Source organism: Flavobacterium plantiphilum (assembly GCF_046000495.1).
GTDB lineage: Bacteria > Bacteroidota > Bacteroidia > Flavobacteriales > Flavobacteriaceae > Flavobacterium > Flavobacterium plantiphilum.
On sequence record NZ_JBELQA010000003.1, the window covers coordinates 1 to 19,091 of the forward strand.

A 19,091-nucleotide genomic window follows, 5' to 3' on the forward strand; every position below is an offset into this window, starting at 1 on the left:
GGAGTTGATGTTCAGGATATCTCAGGAACAGCGGTTGATAATGATACCAGCACAGAGACGACTATCCCAAAATCAGGATCATTAGCCTTTGTTAAAACCGGAGTTTATAATGGCGATGCGACTAAAGCAGTAGTAGGAGATAAGATTACCTACACTTTTACAGTAAGCAATACCGGAAATGTAACGGTAAGTAATATTGTAATCAATGATGCTAAATTAGGAACGACAGCTTTGGCCTTAGTTCCATCTACTTTAGCGCCATTAGCAACAGGAGTAGTCACACAGGAATATACGATTACTCAGGCTGATATTGATGCAGGAGTGGTAAGCAATACAGCTATTACAATCGGTCAGGACCCACAGGGAGTTGATGTTCAGGATATCTCAGGAACTGCGGTTGATAATGATGACCCAACAATTACAAATTTACCCGAAAATGCAAAAATCGCATTGTTGTTAAAAGGTATACTTCAGGATGAAATTCCAGATGGACAAGCTCAGATAGGAGAGACTATTAGGTATGAATATACTATCATGAATATGGGAGATGTTCCATTGTCTAATGTATGGATAGAAGATGCAATGGTGGGCTTAGATATGAATTCAGGAACAATCAATTTGCCTATTGGTGCTATGGACAGTACTACTTTCTCTGCCACTTATGTAATCACTCAGGCAGATATTATTGCAGGAAATGTTAGTAATCAGGCAACAGTTTACGGTACAACTCCATTAGGAAGAGTGGTTCAGGATTTATCACATGAGACAAATCCTCTTGAAGATGGAATGACTGTGGTAGGTGTTGATGGATGTGTATTAAAAGTGTTTAATGCAGTTGCTCCAAATTCAGGTTCAGAATTTGAAAAAATATTATACATAAGAGGTATAGATTGTTACCCTGATAATTCGGTTCAAATATTTGACCGTTGGGGAGTGAAGGTGTTTGAAGTAGATGGTTACGATAACAATGCTAAAGCTTTTAGAGGAATATCTGAAGGTAGAGTAACAGTAAATCAATCCAAAGGACTGCCAAACGGAACTTATTTCTATGTGATTAATTATGTAGACAAAGATGGTAATGGGTTGAATAAATCAGGCTATCTGCATTTAATTAATGATTAATGAATGCAGAATACGAAAAAGAAAGGTTCTTTTAGAATAAAATTAAAATTAATAGTATGAAAACAAATTCTATAATAATACTTCTGTTATTAGTAATGGTGTCTGGTTTTGCCCAACAAGATTCACAGTACACGCATTATATGTATAATACCATCAATATCAATCCTGCTTATGCCGGAAGTCGCGGTGTAACAAGTATTTTTGGACTACATCGTACACAGTGGGTAGGTCTGGACGGAGCACCAACAACAAATGCATTTTCTATCAATACGCCTATACGGAATTCAAGATTGGGTCTTGGACTGTCTTTTGTAAATGATAAAATTGGAGCTTCAGATCAGAATAATATTTCAGCAGATGTATCCTATACGATTCCAACTTCTGAAAAGTATAACTTGTCTTTTGGTATTAAAGCTACTGCCAATTTATTAAATGTGGATTATACAAAACTGGATCGCTATAATGGAGGCAGTCCGGTATTTCAAAACAACATTGATAATGAATTTTCTCCTAACATTGGAGCAGGTGTTTACTACCATTCGGATAAATTATATGTAGGTTTTTCGGTTCCAAACTTTTTAGATGTAAAACATTTTGATGACAATGCTTCGGCTGCTGTTCAGGACAGATTACATTATTATTTAATGGGAGGATATGTTTTTGATGTAAGTCCTACAGTAAAATTAAAACCAAGTGTTTTGACAAAAATGGTATCAGGAGCACCTTTACAAGTGGATGTTTCTGCGAATGTTTTGTTACAGGATAAGTTTTCGCTGGGGCTTTCTTACCGATGGAGTGCTGCTGCTACAGCCATGGCAGGAATTCAGGTTACTGATGGATTGCTTATAGGATATAGCTATGATTTTGATACCACTAGTTTGGAAAATTATAATTCAGGTTCTCACGAAATATTTTTACGTTTTGAATTATTCAACATTCAAAAGAGAATAATAACTCCAAGATTTTTCTAAAAAAATAGCTTATGAAAAAGTATTACATATCAATATTGTTGTTTAGTTTTTTTGCTTTACAACTCTCAGCACAGGTTAGTCCGGACAGTAAAGCAGATAAAGAATACGATAGATTCGCTTACATTGATGCTATCAAGACCTATGAAAGAATGTATGAAAGAGGGTATAAATCGCCCGATATGTTATTAAAATTAGCTAATGCATATTATTTTAATGGTGATTTAGAAAATGCAGCCAAATATTACAAAGAACTTTATGCTGCGGGAACAATCGTAAAGCCAGAATTTTATTATCGTTTTGCCCAATCCTTAAAATCCATTAAGGAGTATGAAAAAGCGGATGAAATGATGGCCAGATTTAACAAAGAAAACGGAAATGATCTTAGAGCCAAATTAGCTTTAACGCAAAAGGATTATCTGGAGGTTATCAAAAAGAATTCCGGCAGATATATAATTGAAAATGCAGGAATCAATTCAGAATACTCCGATTACGGAAGCTCTTATTATAAAGAAAATTTAGTATTCACCACTGCCCGTGATACCGGAAATTTTGTAAAAAGAATGGATCCCTGGACAGGAGAAGGTTTTACTAATTTATATCAATCCAGCATTGATGGCGATGGATCTTTGAAAGACGTTAGAAGGGCATTCAAAAAACTGAATACTAAATTTCACGAGTCAACCCCTGTTTTTACTAAAGACGGAACTACAGTTTACTTTACCCGAAATAACTACAATAACGGTAAACGAGGTAAAGATGCTAATGAAACTACTTTATTAAAAGTTTATAAAGCTACTTTAAAAGGGGAAAGCTGGGATGATATTACTGAACTGCCTTTTAATAGTGATAATTACAGTACGGCACATCCTGCTTTGAGTTTTGATGAAAAAACCATGTATTTTGCTTCAGATATGCCGGGAACTTTAGGTCAGTCAGATATTTATAAAGTAAGTATCAACGAGGATGGAACCTTTGGGACTCCTGAAAATTTAGGCAAAACAATTAATACTGAAGGAAGAGAAACCTTTCCTTATATAACAGAAAAAAATGAACTTTATTTTGCCTCAGACGGTCATCCGGGTCTTGGTGGGTTGGATGTTTTTGTGTCCAAAGCCAGACAGGACGGAAGCTTTAAAGACGTTTTAAATGTAGGGGAACCTTTAAATAGCTCAAAAGATGATTTTGGCTTTTTATTCAACACTAATACCAAGATAGGTTATGTTACTTCTAACAGAGACGGTGGTATGGGAGGAGACGATATTTATAAAGCAAAAGAAACCAGACCAATTGAATATCCGTGTGAACAATTTTTAGCAGGTACTGTTGCGGATGTAGAAACCGGCGAAATGATCGAAAATGCTAAAGTGAGTTTATACGATAGTAGTTATAAGCTTTTAAAATCAGCTACTACAAATGCAAAAGGGGAGTTTGATTTTGGCGAAGTAGACTGTGAAGCTAAATATTATATCAAAACAGAAAAAGAAGCCTATAACACTGATGAGATTTCAACAACAATTGCTGATAATACAGGAAAAACAATTGTTCCTATTACCATAGAAAAAACACTTAAAAAGGTAACAGTTGGAGATGATATCGCTAAGGCTTTCGGAATCAAAATCATCTATTTTGATTTGAATAAATACAACATACGTCCGGATGCAGCTTTAGAATTATCTAAAATTCTGGATGTTATGGTGCAAAATCCAGCAATCAAAATTGATATTCGCTCGCATACCGACAGTAGAAATACAGCAGCATATAATGAAAAACTTTCAGAAAGAAGAGCTACTTCAACTAAAGAATGGCTGATTGAAAACGGAATTGATAAATCCCGTTTGACTGCTAAAGGATATGGAGAATCTCAGTTAGTTAATAAATGTGCTGACGGAGTTGAATGTACAGAAGAAGAACATCAGGCGAACAGAAGAAGTGAGTTTGTTATTGTTTCTATCCAATAACTAAGTTTTTAGTTAGGTTAGTTTTTGTATCGCTATCCTATAACGGGGGTTAATTAGGATAGCATTTTAAACACACTAATCGACCATATATTTGGTTGATTAGTGTTTGTTTAAAAATACATTAAAAATTTCCGGCCAGTTTAAATCAGACTTTATTTCAGAAAGTCCTTTGTAATCGTTGATTTCATCTAAATTTTTAATAGTAAAGAGGTCTTGTTCTATGTAGGGAACAAGGCCTTCTTTTTTTAGTTTTTTAGCTAAATATTCTTGTTCATACTGTCCGGGAGTGGGAATGAAAAAAGCTTTTTTATTGAGTTTTGCTAAATCCATTATGGAGGTATATCCGGAACGGCAAACAATAAGCCGACTTTCATTAAATGCCTGATCCAGCTGACGGCTGTGCATGAAATTATAAAAAGTTACATTATCTTTTTGTTCCTTTTTCTGCTCTTTTTCTATGATGCCTTTTATAAAGAGAATATTGCCATTATAAAGAGGAATCTCTTTTTTTAATTTTTCCTCCAGCATCCCGCGTTGGGGTTCCGGTCCGGAAAGAATAATCATCAAGTCATATTTTTCAGCTGTTTTTTTAGGATGCATTCTGCTCAGCGGACCTATATATCTGATATTTAAATCGGGATTTTTTAGATGACTTAATTCTCCTGCCAGATTTGGTTTTTCTGCTACATCAGGCACCCAGCATTCGGTATATTTTTTTATAATATTCTGATGCAATAAACTCGTTAACCATGTGGTGTTTCCTGTCATAACATTGAGTTGATGCGTAATAAATACCGAAGGCACTTTTTTACTGTAAACCCCCAATCTGTTATCAGAAATAATGCCGTCTATATCATGTTTTTTAATCCATTTTTTTACCAGCCTTTTTTCTTCTAAAATGGCTTCAATCATTTTAGGACAATTTTTAAGCAATTTCCATTTAAAATGTTTGCCGTTTTTTGCATATTCTATTTCGTAGGAAGGTAATTCAAGAAATTTTAGATATGGAAATTCTTTTTTTAATAAGTCCAAAGCAATTCCGTCAGAAGCAATAACGGGAATGTGATTGTTGTCTTGTAAGGCTTTAATAATAGGAATACATCTTGTAGCATGACCCAGACCCCAGTTTAGCGGAGCCACTAAAATTGTTTTACTTGGCGTATTTAAATTCATTGCTTTGTTCATTTTAAGGATAAAAATAAGTAAACAAAGTTGCTATAGACTTTCTTATGAATTATCAAACTATTAAGTTATTATTTCCTAATTTAATAATTACACAGGAATCCGTTTTTAAATAAAAAAGACATTGCGTTTGTCATTAAACACAATGTCTTTAAAATATATTAAAAGAAAATTTTAGTTTTCTTTAGTTACAATCTGCATGGTTTCTGTACCTAATTGTTTTAGTAAAACGGTTTTGCCTTCACTAACGGTTTGAGCAGCAGCATCGTTAAAATGTCTGATAGTATATAAGGTAACATTTTCATTATAACCTACTTTGAATTTTTTAGATAAAATGGCCAATAAATCTTTAAAGTTGCCAAATTTATCCTCCACACAAACAGAGAAACTGATGGCAGAGTTTTGAATCAGGTTTACTTTGATTTTAAACTCATGGAATAATCTAAATATTTCACTAATGTTTTCCTCCATTATAAATGAAAAATCAATAGAAGAAAGCGAAATCAGTAATTGTTCTCTTTTTACAATAAAACAAGGCATAAAGGGTTCCAGAGTTGCTCCTTTGCTCACTACAGTTCCTTTTAATAATGGATTAATAAAGGATTTTACATGTAAAGGAATTTCCTTTTTTTGTAAAGGTTGTAATGTTTTTGGGTGAATAACCGTTGCTCCGTAAAATGCTAATTCAATGGCTTCACGATACGAAATCTGGTTTAGCAAACTTGCGTTTTCAAAATACCTTGGATCAGCATTCATAACTCCGGGAACGTCTTTCCAGATGGTTACACTTTCGGCATTTAAGCAATATGCAAAAATAGCAGCAGTGTAATCTGAACCTTCACGTCCTAAGGTAGTGGTGAAATTATTTTCGTCAGAACCTAAGAATCCCTGAGTGATGTTTAAACTTTTGGTCTTAATATTTTTAGAAATATTACTTTGAGTAAGTTCCCAGTCTACTTCGGCATCACGGTAATTATTATTGGTTTTAATAAAATTACGCACATCAATCCATTGGGTTTCAATTCCCATAAAATTCATGTAATAGCTCAGGATTGTTGTGGAGATAATTTCTCCCATGCTTACAATCTGATCATAAACAAAGTTGTAATTAGGAGATTTATTGTGTGCTAAGAAATATTCTAAGTCTGAAAAGTGTTCATTTACAGCTGCAAATACGGCATGATTTTCATCTTCGAATAAGTCTAATAAAATTTGATTATGGTATTTTTTTATCTCCTGTACCGAGGCATTCAGTTCAGCCGATTTGTCAAAATAATTTTTAATTACTAATTCTAAGGCATTAGTTGTTTTCCCCATTGCCGAAACCACTAATAACACATCCTGATATCCTGCTTTTTGTAAAACGTCATACACGTTTCTTATTCCGGCAGCATCTTTTACTGATGCTCCACCAAACTTAAATACTTTCATATTTTTATTTCTCTAATATTGTTTTAATCTGTTCTTTAAAAAATCAGCAATTCCTGATTCATCCATTTGAGCAACATGCCATTCTTTTAATACTTTTGCTCCCGTTTTTTCATAAAAATCAATCGCCGGTGTATTCCAGTCCAGTACATTCCAGTCAATTCGTTTTACCCCATCTTTTTGTGCCTGCCTGATGATTTCTGAATATAAGGCGTAACCTATTCCTTTACCTCTCATACTGTTTTTGACCACTAAATCTTCAAGATGGATAATTTTTCCTTTCCAGGTAGAATAGCGATAATAGTAAAATGCAATACCTACAATTTCCAAATTAATCTCGGCTACAAAAACATGGAATAAAGGCTGATTCCCAAAACCATCCCGAATCAAATCCTCTTCAGTAATCAATACGGCATCTGGCTCCTTCTCAAATTCTGCTAATTCCTGAATAAGTCCAAGAACGGCTGCCATATCTTCTTTTTTGCCTACTCTAATATTCATAAATTCGTATTATTAGGGTTTAAAATTTAACAATATGACTTTCTTAAATTCTATTAAGCAATTAATTGTTAGCAAATATACAATACTGACAAACTTAGTAAGTTTTATTGAGTCATTATCACAAAAAAAGCGATATTTGTTACTTCAAATTCAAATTATATCGATTTCGTAATGGAAGAAAGCAGTAAAACCTTAGGAGAATTTATTATTGAAAACCAAAAAGCTTTTCAATATTCATCAGGTGAATTATCAAGAATAATCAATTCAATTCGTTTAGCAGCAAAAGTAGTTAGTTATAAAGTAAACAAAGCAGGATTAGTAGATATTACCGGAGCCGCAGGAGAAACTAATATTCAGGGCGAAGATCAGCAAAAATTAGATGTATATGCTAATGAAATTTTTATTCAGACTTTAACCAATCGCGAAATTGTTTGCGGAATTGCCTCTGAAGAAAACGATGATTTTATTACCGTAGAAGGCAAGGATAAAAGCCATAAAAATAAGTATGTTGTATTGATGGATCCTCTGGACGGTTCTTCTAATATTGATGTAAATGTTTCGGTAGGTACCGTTTTTTCTGTGTACCGAAGAATTACTCCAATCGGGACACCTGTTACTCTGGAAGATTTTTTACAGCCGGGAACCATGCAGGTTGCTGCAGGGTATGTAATTTACGGAACATCGACTATGTTAGTATACACAACAGGACATGGAGTAAACGGATTTACGTTAAACCCGGCGATAGGTACTTTTTACCTTTCACATCCTGATATGAAGTTTTCGAGAGACGGACATATTTATTCTATTAATGAAGGGAATTATGTTCAGTTTCCTCAAGGTGTAAAAGACTATATTAAATATTGTCAGTCTGAAGAAGAAGACAGACCTTATACATCAAGGTATATTGGGAGTCTGGTTTCTGATATTCACAGAAATATGATAAAAGGAGGTATTTATATTTATCCTACCAGTTCTAAAGCGCCCAAAGGAAAATTAAGATTGTTGTATGAATGCAATCCAATGGCTTTTATTGCCGAGCAGGCAGGAGGAAAAGCGTCAGATGGTTTCGGACGAATAATGGAAATCAAACCAAAAGAACTGCATGAACGGGTACCTTTCTTTTGTGGAAGCTATAACATGGTAGCTAAAGCGGAAGAGTTTATGCTTAAAGCAAAAAAATAACAACAATTTATATATACAAAAAAGCTCTTGAATGCTAAATTCAAGAGCTTTTTCAGTATGTGAAAAGTAAAAATTACTTGTGCATGTTTTGCATTTCGTAAGCAAAAGTGTCAAAGTCAACTTTTTTGTCAACCAGAGACATTGCTTTTGCAATAATATAATTTACGTTACTTGGCGTGAATCCTAAACCAACGGCAATTTTCTTCAAAACCACTTCCTGTTTGTCTCCTAACTGATGATCAACATGTACCATTCTTGCTAAATCGTATAAGCGCTCCAGTCTTTGAGAGTATAAGTATGGAGGGTTAATCGGATGAATTGCTGGGTTCTCTAAAATTTCTTCGTACTCTGAAGGTGAAATTTCAAGTTTTGTAGCTAGTTTGTCTAAGAAGTTTTTTTCTTCAGCAGATACAATTCCGTCAGCTAGAGCAACACGAACAATCGCAGAAAAATGTCCCTTATTTCTTTGTTTAAATTCGCTATCAAATAAATCTGAAAATGACATAATTATTGTGTTTTTTTATTCGGCAAATATAATTCAATTTTTAAATTATTAATTTTCTTTTAAACTTAATTTAAGGATAAATTTAATTTATAATAAAATTATTCTAATGAATTGCCGGATTGAATTGAGGGGTTTCAAAATTAATCGTAAGTTTACAAACCCTTTATCAATTAATTAGTGCTATGATGTCCCAATTTTTAATCTATTTTCAATTAGGATTAAAACATATTTTAAATATCTATTCCTACGATCATATTCTGTTTTTAATTGCGCTGGCAATACCGCTTTCTTTTAAAGACTGGAAACGGATTTTGCTTCTGGTTACCACATTTACCGTTGGTCATACTGTGGCTTTGTTATTGTCTGTTTACGGAGTTATAGCAGTAAAAGTAGCAGTTGTAGAGTTGTTAATCCCTGTAACCATTTTAATAGTAGCTTTGTTTCATCTCTTTACAGCCGGAAAGTCAGGAAAAAAAGAAAGTATTAATCTGATTTTTTTCATTACGCTTTTCTTCGGAATTATTCATGGTTTAGGATTTTCTAATTATTTTAAATCCATACACCACGGAACAATAACTTCTAAATTGCTGCCTATATTAGAATTTGGATTGGGTATTGAAGCAGGGCAATTAGCAGTTATCTTAGTTTTTTTAATTATTGCGTATATTGTGCAGACTGTTTTTAGATTTTCTAAAAGAGATTGGACTTTAGTTGTGTCGGCATTTATTATTGGAGTAGTTTTGCCAATGATTATTGGAAATGAAATTTGGTTAAGATGATTATGGATCAAAAAAAATTAAATAAATACGATAAAGCTTATTTACGTATTGCTAAGGAATGGGGACTTTTATCTTACTGCAAACGCAAACAGGTAGGAGCTATTATTGTAAAAGACAGAATGATAATTTCTGACGGGTATAACGGCACACCCTCAGGTTTTGATAATTGCTGTGAAGATGAAGAAGGTTTGACCAGATGGGATGTTTTACATGCCGAGGCTAATGCGATTCTTAAAGTCGCACGTTCCACACAATCCTGTGAAGGAGCAACTCTTTATATCACACTTTCTCCCTGCAAGGAATGCAGTAAATTAATTCATCAGTCCGGGATTAAAAGAGTGGTGTATCAAAACGGTTACCGTGACGACTCAGGGATTCAATTTTTAAAAAAAGCAGGTGTAATAGTGGATCATATTCCGGAATTGGAGGATTAAAGTGAAGATAAATTTTAAATACATACCTGTTTATATTGCTGTTATTCTTTCCATAGGAATATTTATTGGCGGTTTTTTAAATTTCTCAAGTCAAAACAGGTTTTTAGTAACTAATAATTCTAAAGCTAAACTCAATAAATTAATTGATTTTATTGATAATGAATATGTTGATGAACTCGATACAGATTCTATTGTTAATAGAACAGTAGATAACATTTTGTCGCAGTTAGATCCGCATTCAGTTTATATACCTCCTTCAGAACAAGTCGTAGCGGCTGAGAATATGAAAGGTGATTTTGTAGGTATAGGAGTTCGTTTTTATGTTTACAAAGATACTGTAGCGGTTATTCAACCATTAGAAAATGGCCCTTCGGCAAAAGCAGGAATCAAATCCGGGGACCGTATTCTGTATGCAGACGGGGCTAGGTTATTTGGTCGTAAATTGGCTAATGACAGTTTATCTGCCAGACTTAAAGGAGAAGAAGGTTCAGAGGTGGTTCTTACTGTTTACAGAAAATCAGAAAAGAGAAAAATAGAATTTAAGCTTAAGCGGGGTATTGTTCCGTTGCAGAGTATAGATGCGGCACTCCTGCTTAATTCTTCAACAGCCTATATTAAAATAAATCGTTTTGCCGAAACGACTTATGAAGAGTTTAAATCTAATTTGCTCAGGTTGAAAAAACAAGGGGCTCAATCGCTGTTGATTGATCTTCGTGACAATGGTGGCGGTTATATGGAAGAGGCTATTGCTATTGCCGATGAATTATTGCCGGATAAACAGCTGATTGTTTTTACAAAAAATAAAAACGGAAGAATTGAAAAAACCTATGCGACCAAAAAAGGTGCTTTTGAAAAAGGAAAATTATTCGTTTTAATCAATGAAAACTCAGCGTCAGCAAGCGAAATTCTAGCGGGAGCTATTCAGGATAATGACAGAGGGACAATTGTAGGAAGGCGTTCTTTTGGTAAAGGTTTGGTACAACGGGAAATGGATTTTGCTGATGGTTCTGCCGTGCGATTGACCGTAGCCCGCTATTATACACCTACGGGAAGATCTATTCAGAAACCGTATTTTAAAGGAACGGAGCAATATTTTAAAGAATCAGAATTGCGTTTTAAAAACGGCGAATTGTATGATAAAGACAGTATCAAAGTAGCAGACAGTTTAAAATTTAAAACACCAAAAGGGAAAATTGTATACGGCGGCGGCGGAATCGTGCCTGATGTTTTTGTTCCGCTTGAATTTGAAAATGCCGATGAAGCAGCGGTTTATATAATGGAATCGGGGATTTTGGGTAATTTTGTTTTTGAACAATTGGATAAAAAAAGAAATACTTTTAAAGGACTTTCATTTGAACAGTTTTTAAAAAAAATGAATGCCACAGATGTGTATTATAGTACTTTTGAGAAATTCATTTCTAAACATATACCTGGAATTCAGTTAGGTAAAAGTAAATCTGTTGTAAAGCGTTATATTAATGCTGAATTTGCAAGGCAGTTGTATGATAATAAGGCTTATTATGATGTGGTTTTAAAACATGATAAAATGATTAAAACGATTTTAAATAAAAAATAAAAAGATGAAAAAGTTTCTGAGTTTATTATTTTTAATGGGGATGATTTTTTCCTGTGCTTCGGTAAAAGATAAAAATCAGCTGACAGGAAATGTGGAATCTGTAACATATGGTAAAGATGGTTATACTGCTAAGATAAAAACCGATGATAATCAGGTTTATCAGGCGACTGTGAGCAGAATTAATCTGACAGATGCACAGGAGTACAGAGTATTTCAAATAGGCGAAAAAGTGACTTTGAAAGGAGAATTTTGGAAAGCAGAAACAGAAAATTACATTAAAGTTACCGATATCGTTTTGGTTAAGTAGTCAGAAAACTATTTAAAGTATTGATAAAGAATGAGACTAAGTGGAAAGCTTAAATTCTGAAAGGTTTGAATATTGAATGTTGTGAAGAAATTTATCGGATACTGTCGTGAGCATGAGTCTGAGTGCCATTATTCCATAAAGTAAGAATATCAGTAGCAACTGCTGCACCGCTTCCTGCGGCAATAGAAAGCTGGCTTCTCCATCCGGCCAAAGTTCCAATAACATAAATACCATCGGCAACTTTATGGTCGTTGTTTTGTAGTTGTATCCTTTGTTTTTCAGGAAGTGCTTTTTGATGTGGGATAACATATTGCATTAATCCTTCAATTGCAAATGTATTTGCTGAGCCAATTCCTACTACGATTATTTTCGTTTTATAGCTGTTTTTATTAGTGATTACAGTAAAATCAGGAGAATTTCCTTCAATGCGAAGTACTTTTTCGTTTGGAATCTGATTAATATGTGGATAGCTTTTTTCTAAATGTTCGATGCTTTCGCTAAGGAGTTCAGACCCTAATTTTCCTGCCGGAATTCCGTAAGCATTATTAAACAAAGCATCTTGTAATGAAGAGGATTTCTGATGTGAGAAGATGCCAATTTTTTTGTCCGTTACAAAGCTTTTGTTTTTGGCTGAGCCAAGAACTAAAGCACATGACATTCCGGAAACTCCGCCCCCTATGATTAAAACGTCAAACATGGATTATTTGTCGTTCATTTTGTCTTCAATTTTTTTAGACATTCTAAAAATGATTAAAATTAAAATGGCACAGCAAGAAGCGGCTATTCCAATAAAAGCTATAGCGTTATCTTCTTTAAAAAGATTTTTAAAATCTAATTGAGTGATGTTAAAAATAACAAGAGCTGCTGCCAGAATCACTAAGATGTTAGTAAAGATTTTCATAATATTTTTTTTGCTTGTAGTTATTAAACAGACCTGATTTTTGAAATAACTTATTACTACAGGCTAAATTATGGGGTAAAATTATAAAAAAATAATTTAGAGCAATACTCCTTTAACATTAGAAGCTTATAATTTAACAGCAGACTGTTAAAATAAACAGATTTTATGATTTCAGATAGTTCTTAATAGGCAGATACGCTATTCTGTGCTGGAGATTGATTATCTTTGCATTTTATAAATTATAGTAAGACAAGTCATGTTTCAATTAGGGAAAACCATAGTCTCAGAAGATATATTGGAGAAAAATTTTGTTTGTAATCTATCAGCTTGTCATGGTGGTTGTTGTGTTGACGGTGATGCAGGTGCACCATTAAATGAAAAAGAAACTAAAATTCTGGAAGAAATATATCCTAAGGTAAAGCCTTTTCTGAGAAAAGAAGGAATCGCTGCAATTGAAGCTCAGGGAACCTGGATAAAAGGAACCGATGGTGATCTGGAAACACCATTAATTGATAACAAGGACTGTGCTTATGTGATTTTTGACGGTAAAACAGCACTTTGCGGAATTGAACAGGCTTATAATCAAGGGATTGTAGACTGGAAAAAACCGGTTTCCTGTCACTTGTATCCTGTTAGGGTAAAAGATTTTACGGAATTTGCTGCTGTGAATTATGATAAATGGGATATTTGTGATGCAGCCTGTTCTTTAGGTAAAGAATTAGAAGTTCCTGTATATAAATTTGTCAAAGAAGCTTTAGTCAGGAGATTTGGAGAAGATTGGTATTCGGAACTCGAAATTGTTGCTCAGGAATGGGCAAAAACAAAGATAAAATAAAGTATTTTTTTCTTGGTTTCTATTTTTTAAATCCTATATTTTACGGCTTTTTACAACGTTTTCGAATTTTTAAATACCTGATTGTTAAAGGTTTATTTTTATTGATGGATTTGAATGTCTTTTCTGTCTTTGTTAAAAACTAGGGGGTATTGTGAATAAGTTTGGCTTTTAATTGCCGCAATATTTCACAATCTTTGTAAAGCTTCAAAAAGCAAAAAACTATCCTTAAATCTCATTAAAAATAGAATTACAATGTCGCAAATTGAACCCATTTTACAAGAGAATAAAAATCGTTTCGTAATATTTCCAATTAAACACCATGATATTTGGGAGTGGTATAAAAAAATGGAGGCAAGTTTTTGGACTGCAGAAGAAATTGATTTGTCTCAGGATTTGCATGATTGGAATAATAAACTGAATTCGGATGAGAAATATTTTATCAAGCATATTTTAGCTTTCTTCGCTGCTTCTGACGGAATTGTAAATGAAAATCTGGCTGAAAATTTTGTGAATGAAGTACAATATGCTGAAGCTAAATTTTTCTATGGTTTCCAGATTATGATGGAAAATATTCATAGTGAAACTTATTCGCTTTTGATTGATACGTATGTAAAAGACGAAAAAGAAAAAGATGAATTATTTAATGCTTTAGATGTTTTTCCTGCTATTAGAAAAAAGGCAGACTGGGCTTTGAAATGGATAGAGTCAGATTCTTTTGCTGAAAGACTAATTGCTTTTGCTGCTGTGGAAGGAATCTTCTTTTCAGGTGCTTTCTGTTCTATTTACTGGTTGAAAAAACGTGGATTGATGCCGGGATTAACGTTCTCTAACGAATTAATTTCCCGTGACGAAGGAGTTCACTGTGATTTTGCGGTGCATTTACACAACCACCATTTGGTAAACAAAGTACCAAAAGAAAGAATCAAAGAAATTATAGTAAACGCTTTAGATATTGAAAGAGAGTTTATCACAGAGTCGCTTCCTGTAAGTTTAATTGGGATGAACGCTGGTTTGATGACTCAATACTTAGAATTTGTTACCGATAGATTATTGGTAGAACTAGGTTGTGAAAGAATATATAATACTGCCAATCCGTTTGATTTTATGGATATGATTTCATTGCAGGGAAAAACTAATTTCTTTGAGAAAAAAGTATCTGAATATCAAAAATCGGGAGTTTTAAACAGTGGAACAGCAAATGATTCTGATGCTCAGAAAATTTCTTTCGACGCTGATTTTTAATATAAAATAAAAGCGGTATGCTTTATCGCCCACGGGCAAAACAAAGATTACAAATAACCCAAAGCAGAGAAGGGATTTTCTGTTTTACAAAACCAAAAAACTTATGTACGTAGTAAAAAGAGACGGCCACAAAGAGCCAGTAATGTTCGACAAAATCACAGAAAGAATTAAAAAACTTTGCTATGGTTTAAATGATTTAGTGGATGCCGTAAAAGTGGCAATGCGAGTAATCGAAGGATTATATGATGGAGTTTCTACGTCAGAGTTAGATAATTTAGCTGCCGAGACTGCGGCTTCGATGACAATTGCACATCCGGATTATGCTCAGTTGGCTGCGAGAATTGCAATTTCAAACTTGCATTCGAATACAAAAAAATCATTTTCGGAAACAATGACCGAAATGTATCATTATGTGAATCCTAGAAACGGTCAGGAAGCTCCGTTAATTTCGGATGAGGTTTTTAAAGTAATACAGGAAAATGCAGAGTTTTTAGATTCGCATATTATTTATACCAGAGATTTTAATTATGATTATTTTGGTTTCAAAACATTAGAACGTTCTTATTTGTTAAAAATAAACGGTAAAATTGTTGAAAGACCACAACATATGTTAATGCGTGTAGCTGTAGGGATTCATTTAGATGATTTAACTGCTGTTTTAGAAACATATGACCTGATGTCTAAAAAGTTCTTTACACATGCTACTCCAACATTATTCAACGCAGGGACACCGAAACCTCAAATGTCTTCGTGCTTCCTTTTGGCAATGCAGGATGATAGTATTGACGGAATTTACGATACGTTGAAGCAAACGGCTAAAATTTCGCAATCGGCGGGAGGAATTGGACTTTCTATTCATAACGTTCGTGCTACAGGTTCTTATATTCGTGGTACTAACGGAACTTCCAACGGAATTGTTCCAATGTTGAGAGTATTTAACGATACGGCTCGTTATGTAGATCAGGGTGGAGGAAAACGTAAAGGTAGTTTTGCGATTTATATCGAAACATGGCATGCTGATATTTTCGAATTCTTAGATTTGAAAAAAAATACCGGAAAGGAAGAAATGCGTGCAAGAGATTTATTCTTTGCAATGTGGACTTCGGACTTGTTCATGAAACGTGTACAGGAAGACGGACAATGGACTTTAATGTGTCCTAATGAATGTCCTGGATTGTATGATGTATACGGAGAAGAATTTGAAGCTTTGTATACAGATTATGAAGCTAAAGGAAAAGGTAGAAAAACTATCAGAGCACGTGAGTTATGGGAAAAAATTCTGGAATCTCAAATAGAGACAGGAACTCCTTATATGTTGTATAAAGATTCAGTTAACCGTAAATCGAACCAAAAGAACTTAGGAACAATTCGTTCTTCTAACTTGTGTACCGAAATTATGGAGTACACGTCTAAGGATGAAATTGCTGTTTGTAATCTGGCTTCGCTTTCATTACCAATGTTTGTGGAGAACGGAAAATTTGATCATGAAGCTTTATTTAATGTTACCAAACGTGTTACCAGAAACCTGAATAAAGTAATTGACAGAAATTACTATCCGGTTCAGGAAGCTGAGAATTCTAACCTTCGTCACAGACCGGTAGGTTTAGGGGTTCAGGGGTTAGCCGATGCTTTTATCATGTTGCGTATGCCGTTTACAAGTGATGAAGCTAAGAAACTGAATCAGGAAATTTTTGAAACGTTATACTTTGCTGCTGTAACCGCTTCTATGGAAATGGCAAAAGAAGAAGGACCTTATTCAACTTATGAAGGTTCTCCAATTTCTAAAGGAGAATTCCAACATAATTTATGGGGATTAAAAGACGAAGAATTATCCGGGCGTTGGGATTGGGCTTCATTAAGAAAAGAAGTAATGGAGCATGGAGTGCGTAACTCATTATTAGTAGCGCCAATGCCTACGGCTTCTACCTCTCAAATCTTAGGAAACAACGAAGCATTTGAACCTTATACTTCAAATATTTATACACGTCGTGTATTGTCAGGTGAGTTTATTGTGGTAAACAAACATTTATTACATGATTTAGTTGAACGCGGATTGTGGAATGAAAGTCTGAAACAAGAAATCATGCGTCACAACGGATCAGTTCAAAACATTGATGTGATTCCTCAAGACCTGAAAGAATTGTATAAAACCGTTTGGGAAATGTCTATGAAAGACATTATTGATATGTCCCGTCAAAGAGGGTATTTTATTGACCAGTCACAATCATTAAACTTGTTCATGCAGGATGCTAATTATGCTAAATTGACATCAATGCATTTCTATGCATGGCAATCAGGATTGAAAACAGGAATGTATTATTTAAGAACAAAATCAGCTGTAGATGCGATTAAGTTTACCTTAAATAATGATAAAAAAGAGGAAACCCCTGTGGCTAATGAAGAAATTAAAACAGAATCTATTAATATTGACGATTATAAAAAAATGATTTTACAGGCACAGGCTGGCGGTCCGGAAGACTGCGAAATGTGTGGAGCATAAATATTTCCTATTAAAAAATATTTATATATAGATATTTTCTATATTTTTGTATTGTAAACAAGAAAGGCTTCTTAATTGAGGCCTTTTATAAAAATAATAACTTTAAATAATTACGGAGGTAAAGAAAAAACAAGAATAGCATACATAAAAAAGGGATATCTTCTAGATATCCCTAACTTGGAAAACTTAATAATAATGCCGTCGGAAGCTTTTAATTAAGTAATATAAAGATGATGAGGTTACCTCACCCGCTTATTTTATACTTCAAAAGTATAAAATTCAAGTCTTCTTTCCAAGTTAAATTTTTCATCACAAAGCATATCTCCCATAAAAAACTACGTTAGTGGTTGTGGATTCTGATGTTGTGATTTATTAACAATAAAATTTAATAACTTTTAAAATAAGAAGACAATGACGAATTTGAATATTTACAGATTTGAGCTTTTAAATAAAGCAAAAGAACAACAAGTCCTAAGTTTTTACAATGAAGAAGAAGACTTGTTAGACACAATGAATGATTTTTGTAGTTATATCCACGAAAATATAAGGAAATATATTGATAATCAAGGTAAATATCGGACTTTTACGCTTGATAAGATTCAAAAAAAAGACTCAGAGGAAAGAATTATTTCTGGTTATTTTGATTCAGCTTATACAGGAGAAAAAGGTAAAGTAAAAGATGGTTCAACCAATCGTTTAAAATTTGATATTTTCAAAAAGGATTTAGTTTCAAAAGATTTCTTCTATTTGATTCATGTTCCAAAAGGAGCTAAACAGGGTTTTCTGATAGTTGAAAAGAAGGAAAATCATGGTGTAAAGCAAATTTTTGAAAATGCTTTTAATAAGTTTATGCAATTAAAAGGAGTCTCAAATTATCATTTGCATTTAAAACAAGCTCCACCTAGATACTTTATAAAAAATTTCTTAGAATATGGTATATTAAAGGAGTTTAGGTTGATAGATGGTGATGAAACTGATAATGTTGGTAATATTAATTTAGGTAAAGAAGAGAGGATTTTTAAACCCAAAGGAATCTCAAATGAAGGTAAGGAATTAAAGAACATATTAGTTGCTCTTTTCAATTCATTTGCTTCAACTGAAGATAGAATTCCTTTTTTAGATAAAGGTGAATTTAATGAGATAGCTTTTGTTTTAGAGTATGGTAGAGCATCAAAAACTTTCTATATTAAAAATAAAGATAAAATTAGGTCAAACGTTGATGTGACAAGTTTAATAGAATTTGAAGATGGAGAACCAACTACTGAGTCTTTAATTAGAATTTCATTAGGTTTAATTAATCTAGCTGCTTAAATAGTTAATGAAACGGTCATCGAAACGATGGCTGTTTTTTTTTTAGAGCTATTCCATTTGGATAACGGAGTTAAAAACGATTCTTATTTAAACTTAAATTTGCTTAAATGGTAATAATTAAAACTAATTCAGTTGGTTATGGAAATTAAAAATTTGTCTAAATACAGCGATGCTGAAAAAATTGTTCTCGCTGAACAATTGTGGGATAGTGTTTCTAAAAATGATTTAGAAATTTCTGATGAGGTAAAAAGAGAGTTGGATATTCGAATACAAAATTTAGAAGAAGGGAAAACAGAATTATATACTTGGGATGAGGTTAAAAATCACTTGAAAGCCATCCGAAGTGTATAAAATTTG

At 33.5% G+C, this 19,091-nt stretch carries 19 protein-coding genes; 13 read left to right on the plus strand and 6 right to left on the minus strand.

Annotated elements, in window-relative coordinates:
* The 3 genes from ABS764_RS05365 to ABS764_RS05375 all read left to right on the plus strand — a co-directional run.
* A partial coding sequence (locus ABS764_RS05365; RefSeq protein WP_408080758.1) for a DUF7507 domain-containing protein occupies positions 1-1,122 on the plus strand: 1,122 nt, incomplete at its 5' end.
* 56 nt (positions 1,123-1,178) lie between these two features.
* Complete coding sequence (locus ABS764_RS05370) at positions 1,179-2,093, plus strand: PorP/SprF family type IX secretion system membrane protein (RefSeq protein ID WP_408080760.1); 915 nt, start codon at positions 1,179-1,181, stop codon at positions 2,091-2,093.
* 11 nt (positions 2,094-2,104) lie between these two features.
* Positions 2,105-4,051, plus strand: coding sequence for an OmpA family protein (locus tag ABS764_RS05375; RefSeq protein WP_408080762.1), 1,947 nt, complete (start codon positions 2,105-2,107; stop codon positions 4,049-4,051).
* Positions 4,052-4,150: 99 nt separating this feature from the next.
* Here the strand turns inward: ABS764_RS05375 and ABS764_RS05380 are convergent, their stop codons facing one another.
* From ABS764_RS05380 to ABS764_RS05390, 3 genes are all read right to left on the minus strand, one after another.
* Positions 4,151-5,224, minus strand: a complete 1,074-nt coding sequence (locus ABS764_RS05380) for a glycosyltransferase (protein ID WP_408080764.1) — start codon at positions 5,222-5,224, stop codon at positions 4,151-4,153.
* Positions 5,225-5,407: 183 nt separating this feature from the next.
* Positions 5,408-6,664 carry an aspartate kinase gene (locus tag ABS764_RS05385; RefSeq protein ID WP_408080766.1) on the minus strand — a complete coding sequence of 419 codons (1,257 nt, stop codon included), beginning with the start codon at positions 6,662-6,664 and terminating at the stop codon, positions 5,408-5,410.
* Between the two features lie 12 nt (positions 6,665-6,676).
* Entirely contained in the window at positions 6,677-7,162 is a 486-nt protein-coding gene (locus tag ABS764_RS05390; protein ID WP_408080768.1) for a GNAT family N-acetyltransferase, read from the minus strand.
* 171 nt (positions 7,163-7,333) lie between these two features.
* Here ABS764_RS05390 and fbp point away from each other — a divergent pair, with 171 nt between their 5' ends.
* Positions 7,334-8,344 carry a class 1 fructose-bisphosphatase gene (fbp, locus tag ABS764_RS05395; protein ID WP_408080770.1) on the plus strand — a complete coding sequence of 337 codons (1,011 nt, stop codon included), beginning with the start codon at positions 7,334-7,336 and terminating at the stop codon, positions 8,342-8,344.
* 73 nt (positions 8,345-8,417) lie between these two features.
* Here fbp and ABS764_RS05400 read toward each other — a convergent pair whose 3' ends face one another.
* Complete coding sequence (locus tag ABS764_RS05400) at positions 8,418-8,849, minus strand: TerB family tellurite resistance protein (protein ID WP_408080772.1); 432 nt, start codon at positions 8,847-8,849, stop codon at positions 8,418-8,420.
* A gap of 185 nt (positions 8,850-9,034) precedes the next feature.
* Between ABS764_RS05400 and ABS764_RS05405 the strand changes: the two genes are divergently transcribed.
* From ABS764_RS05405 to ABS764_RS05420, 4 genes are read left to right on the plus strand one after another with little or no spacing between them, the layout of a single operon-like run.
* Positions 9,035-9,628: a HupE/UreJ family protein gene (locus tag ABS764_RS05405; protein WP_408080773.1), complete on the plus strand. Its 594-nt coding sequence runs from the start codon at positions 9,035-9,037 to the stop codon at positions 9,626-9,628.
* 2 nt (positions 9,629-9,630) lie between these two features.
* Positions 9,631-10,062 carry a deoxycytidylate deaminase gene (locus ABS764_RS05410; RefSeq protein ID WP_408080774.1) on the plus strand — a complete coding sequence of 144 codons (432 nt, stop codon included), beginning with the start codon at positions 9,631-9,633 and terminating at the stop codon, positions 10,060-10,062.
* Between the two features lies 1 nt (position 10,063).
* Positions 10,064-11,638, plus strand: a complete 1,575-nt coding sequence (locus ABS764_RS05415) for a S41 family peptidase (protein WP_408080776.1) — start codon at positions 10,064-10,066, stop codon at positions 11,636-11,638.
* A gap of 4 nt (positions 11,639-11,642) precedes the next feature.
* Positions 11,643-11,945, plus strand: coding sequence for a hypothetical protein (locus ABS764_RS05420; protein ID WP_408080778.1), 303 nt, complete (start codon positions 11,643-11,645; stop codon positions 11,943-11,945).
* Positions 11,946-12,036: 91 nt separating this feature from the next.
* Here the strand turns inward: ABS764_RS05420 and ABS764_RS05425 are convergent, their stop codons facing one another.
* Entirely contained in the window at positions 12,037-12,642 is a 606-nt protein-coding gene (locus ABS764_RS05425) for an FAD-dependent oxidoreductase (RefSeq protein ID WP_408080780.1), read from the minus strand.
* 3 nt (positions 12,643-12,645) lie between these two features.
* Positions 12,646-12,846: a hypothetical protein gene (locus tag ABS764_RS05430; RefSeq protein WP_408080782.1), complete on the minus strand. Its 201-nt coding sequence runs from the start codon at positions 12,844-12,846 to the stop codon at positions 12,646-12,648.
* Positions 12,847-13,102: 256 nt separating this feature from the next.
* On the opposite strand from ABS764_RS05430, the gene ABS764_RS05435 reads away from it, so the two are divergent.
* The 5 genes from ABS764_RS05435 to ABS764_RS05455 all read left to right on the plus strand — a co-directional run bounded on the left by ABS764_RS05435 (position 13,103) and on the right by ABS764_RS05455 (position 19,085).
* The gene (locus ABS764_RS05435) at positions 13,103-13,681 is read left to right on the plus strand and encodes a DUF3109 family protein (RefSeq protein WP_408080784.1); all 579 of its coding nucleotides are present in this window, start codon (positions 13,103-13,105) and stop codon (positions 13,679-13,681) included.
* A gap of 252 nt (positions 13,682-13,933) precedes the next feature.
* The gene (locus ABS764_RS05440) at positions 13,934-14,923 is read left to right on the plus strand and encodes a ribonucleotide-diphosphate reductase subunit beta (protein ID WP_408080786.1); all 990 of its coding nucleotides are present in this window, start codon (positions 13,934-13,936) and stop codon (positions 14,921-14,923) included.
* A 103-nt stretch (positions 14,924-15,026) separates the two neighbouring features.
* A complete protein-coding gene (locus tag ABS764_RS05445) occupies positions 15,027-17,423 on the plus strand; it encodes a ribonucleoside-diphosphate reductase subunit alpha (protein ID WP_408080788.1) in 2,397 nt (798 codons plus the stop codon).
* Positions 17,424-17,834: 411 nt separating this feature from the next.
* Positions 17,835-18,734, plus strand: a complete 900-nt coding sequence (locus tag ABS764_RS05450) for a hypothetical protein (protein ID WP_408080790.1) — start codon at positions 17,835-17,837, stop codon at positions 18,732-18,734.
* A 138-nt stretch (positions 18,735-18,872) separates the two neighbouring features.
* The gene (locus ABS764_RS05455) at positions 18,873-19,085 is read left to right on the plus strand and encodes an addiction module protein (protein WP_408080792.1); all 213 of its coding nucleotides are present in this window, start codon (positions 18,873-18,875) and stop codon (positions 19,083-19,085) included.
* Positions 19,086-19,091: the final 6 nt, after the last annotated feature.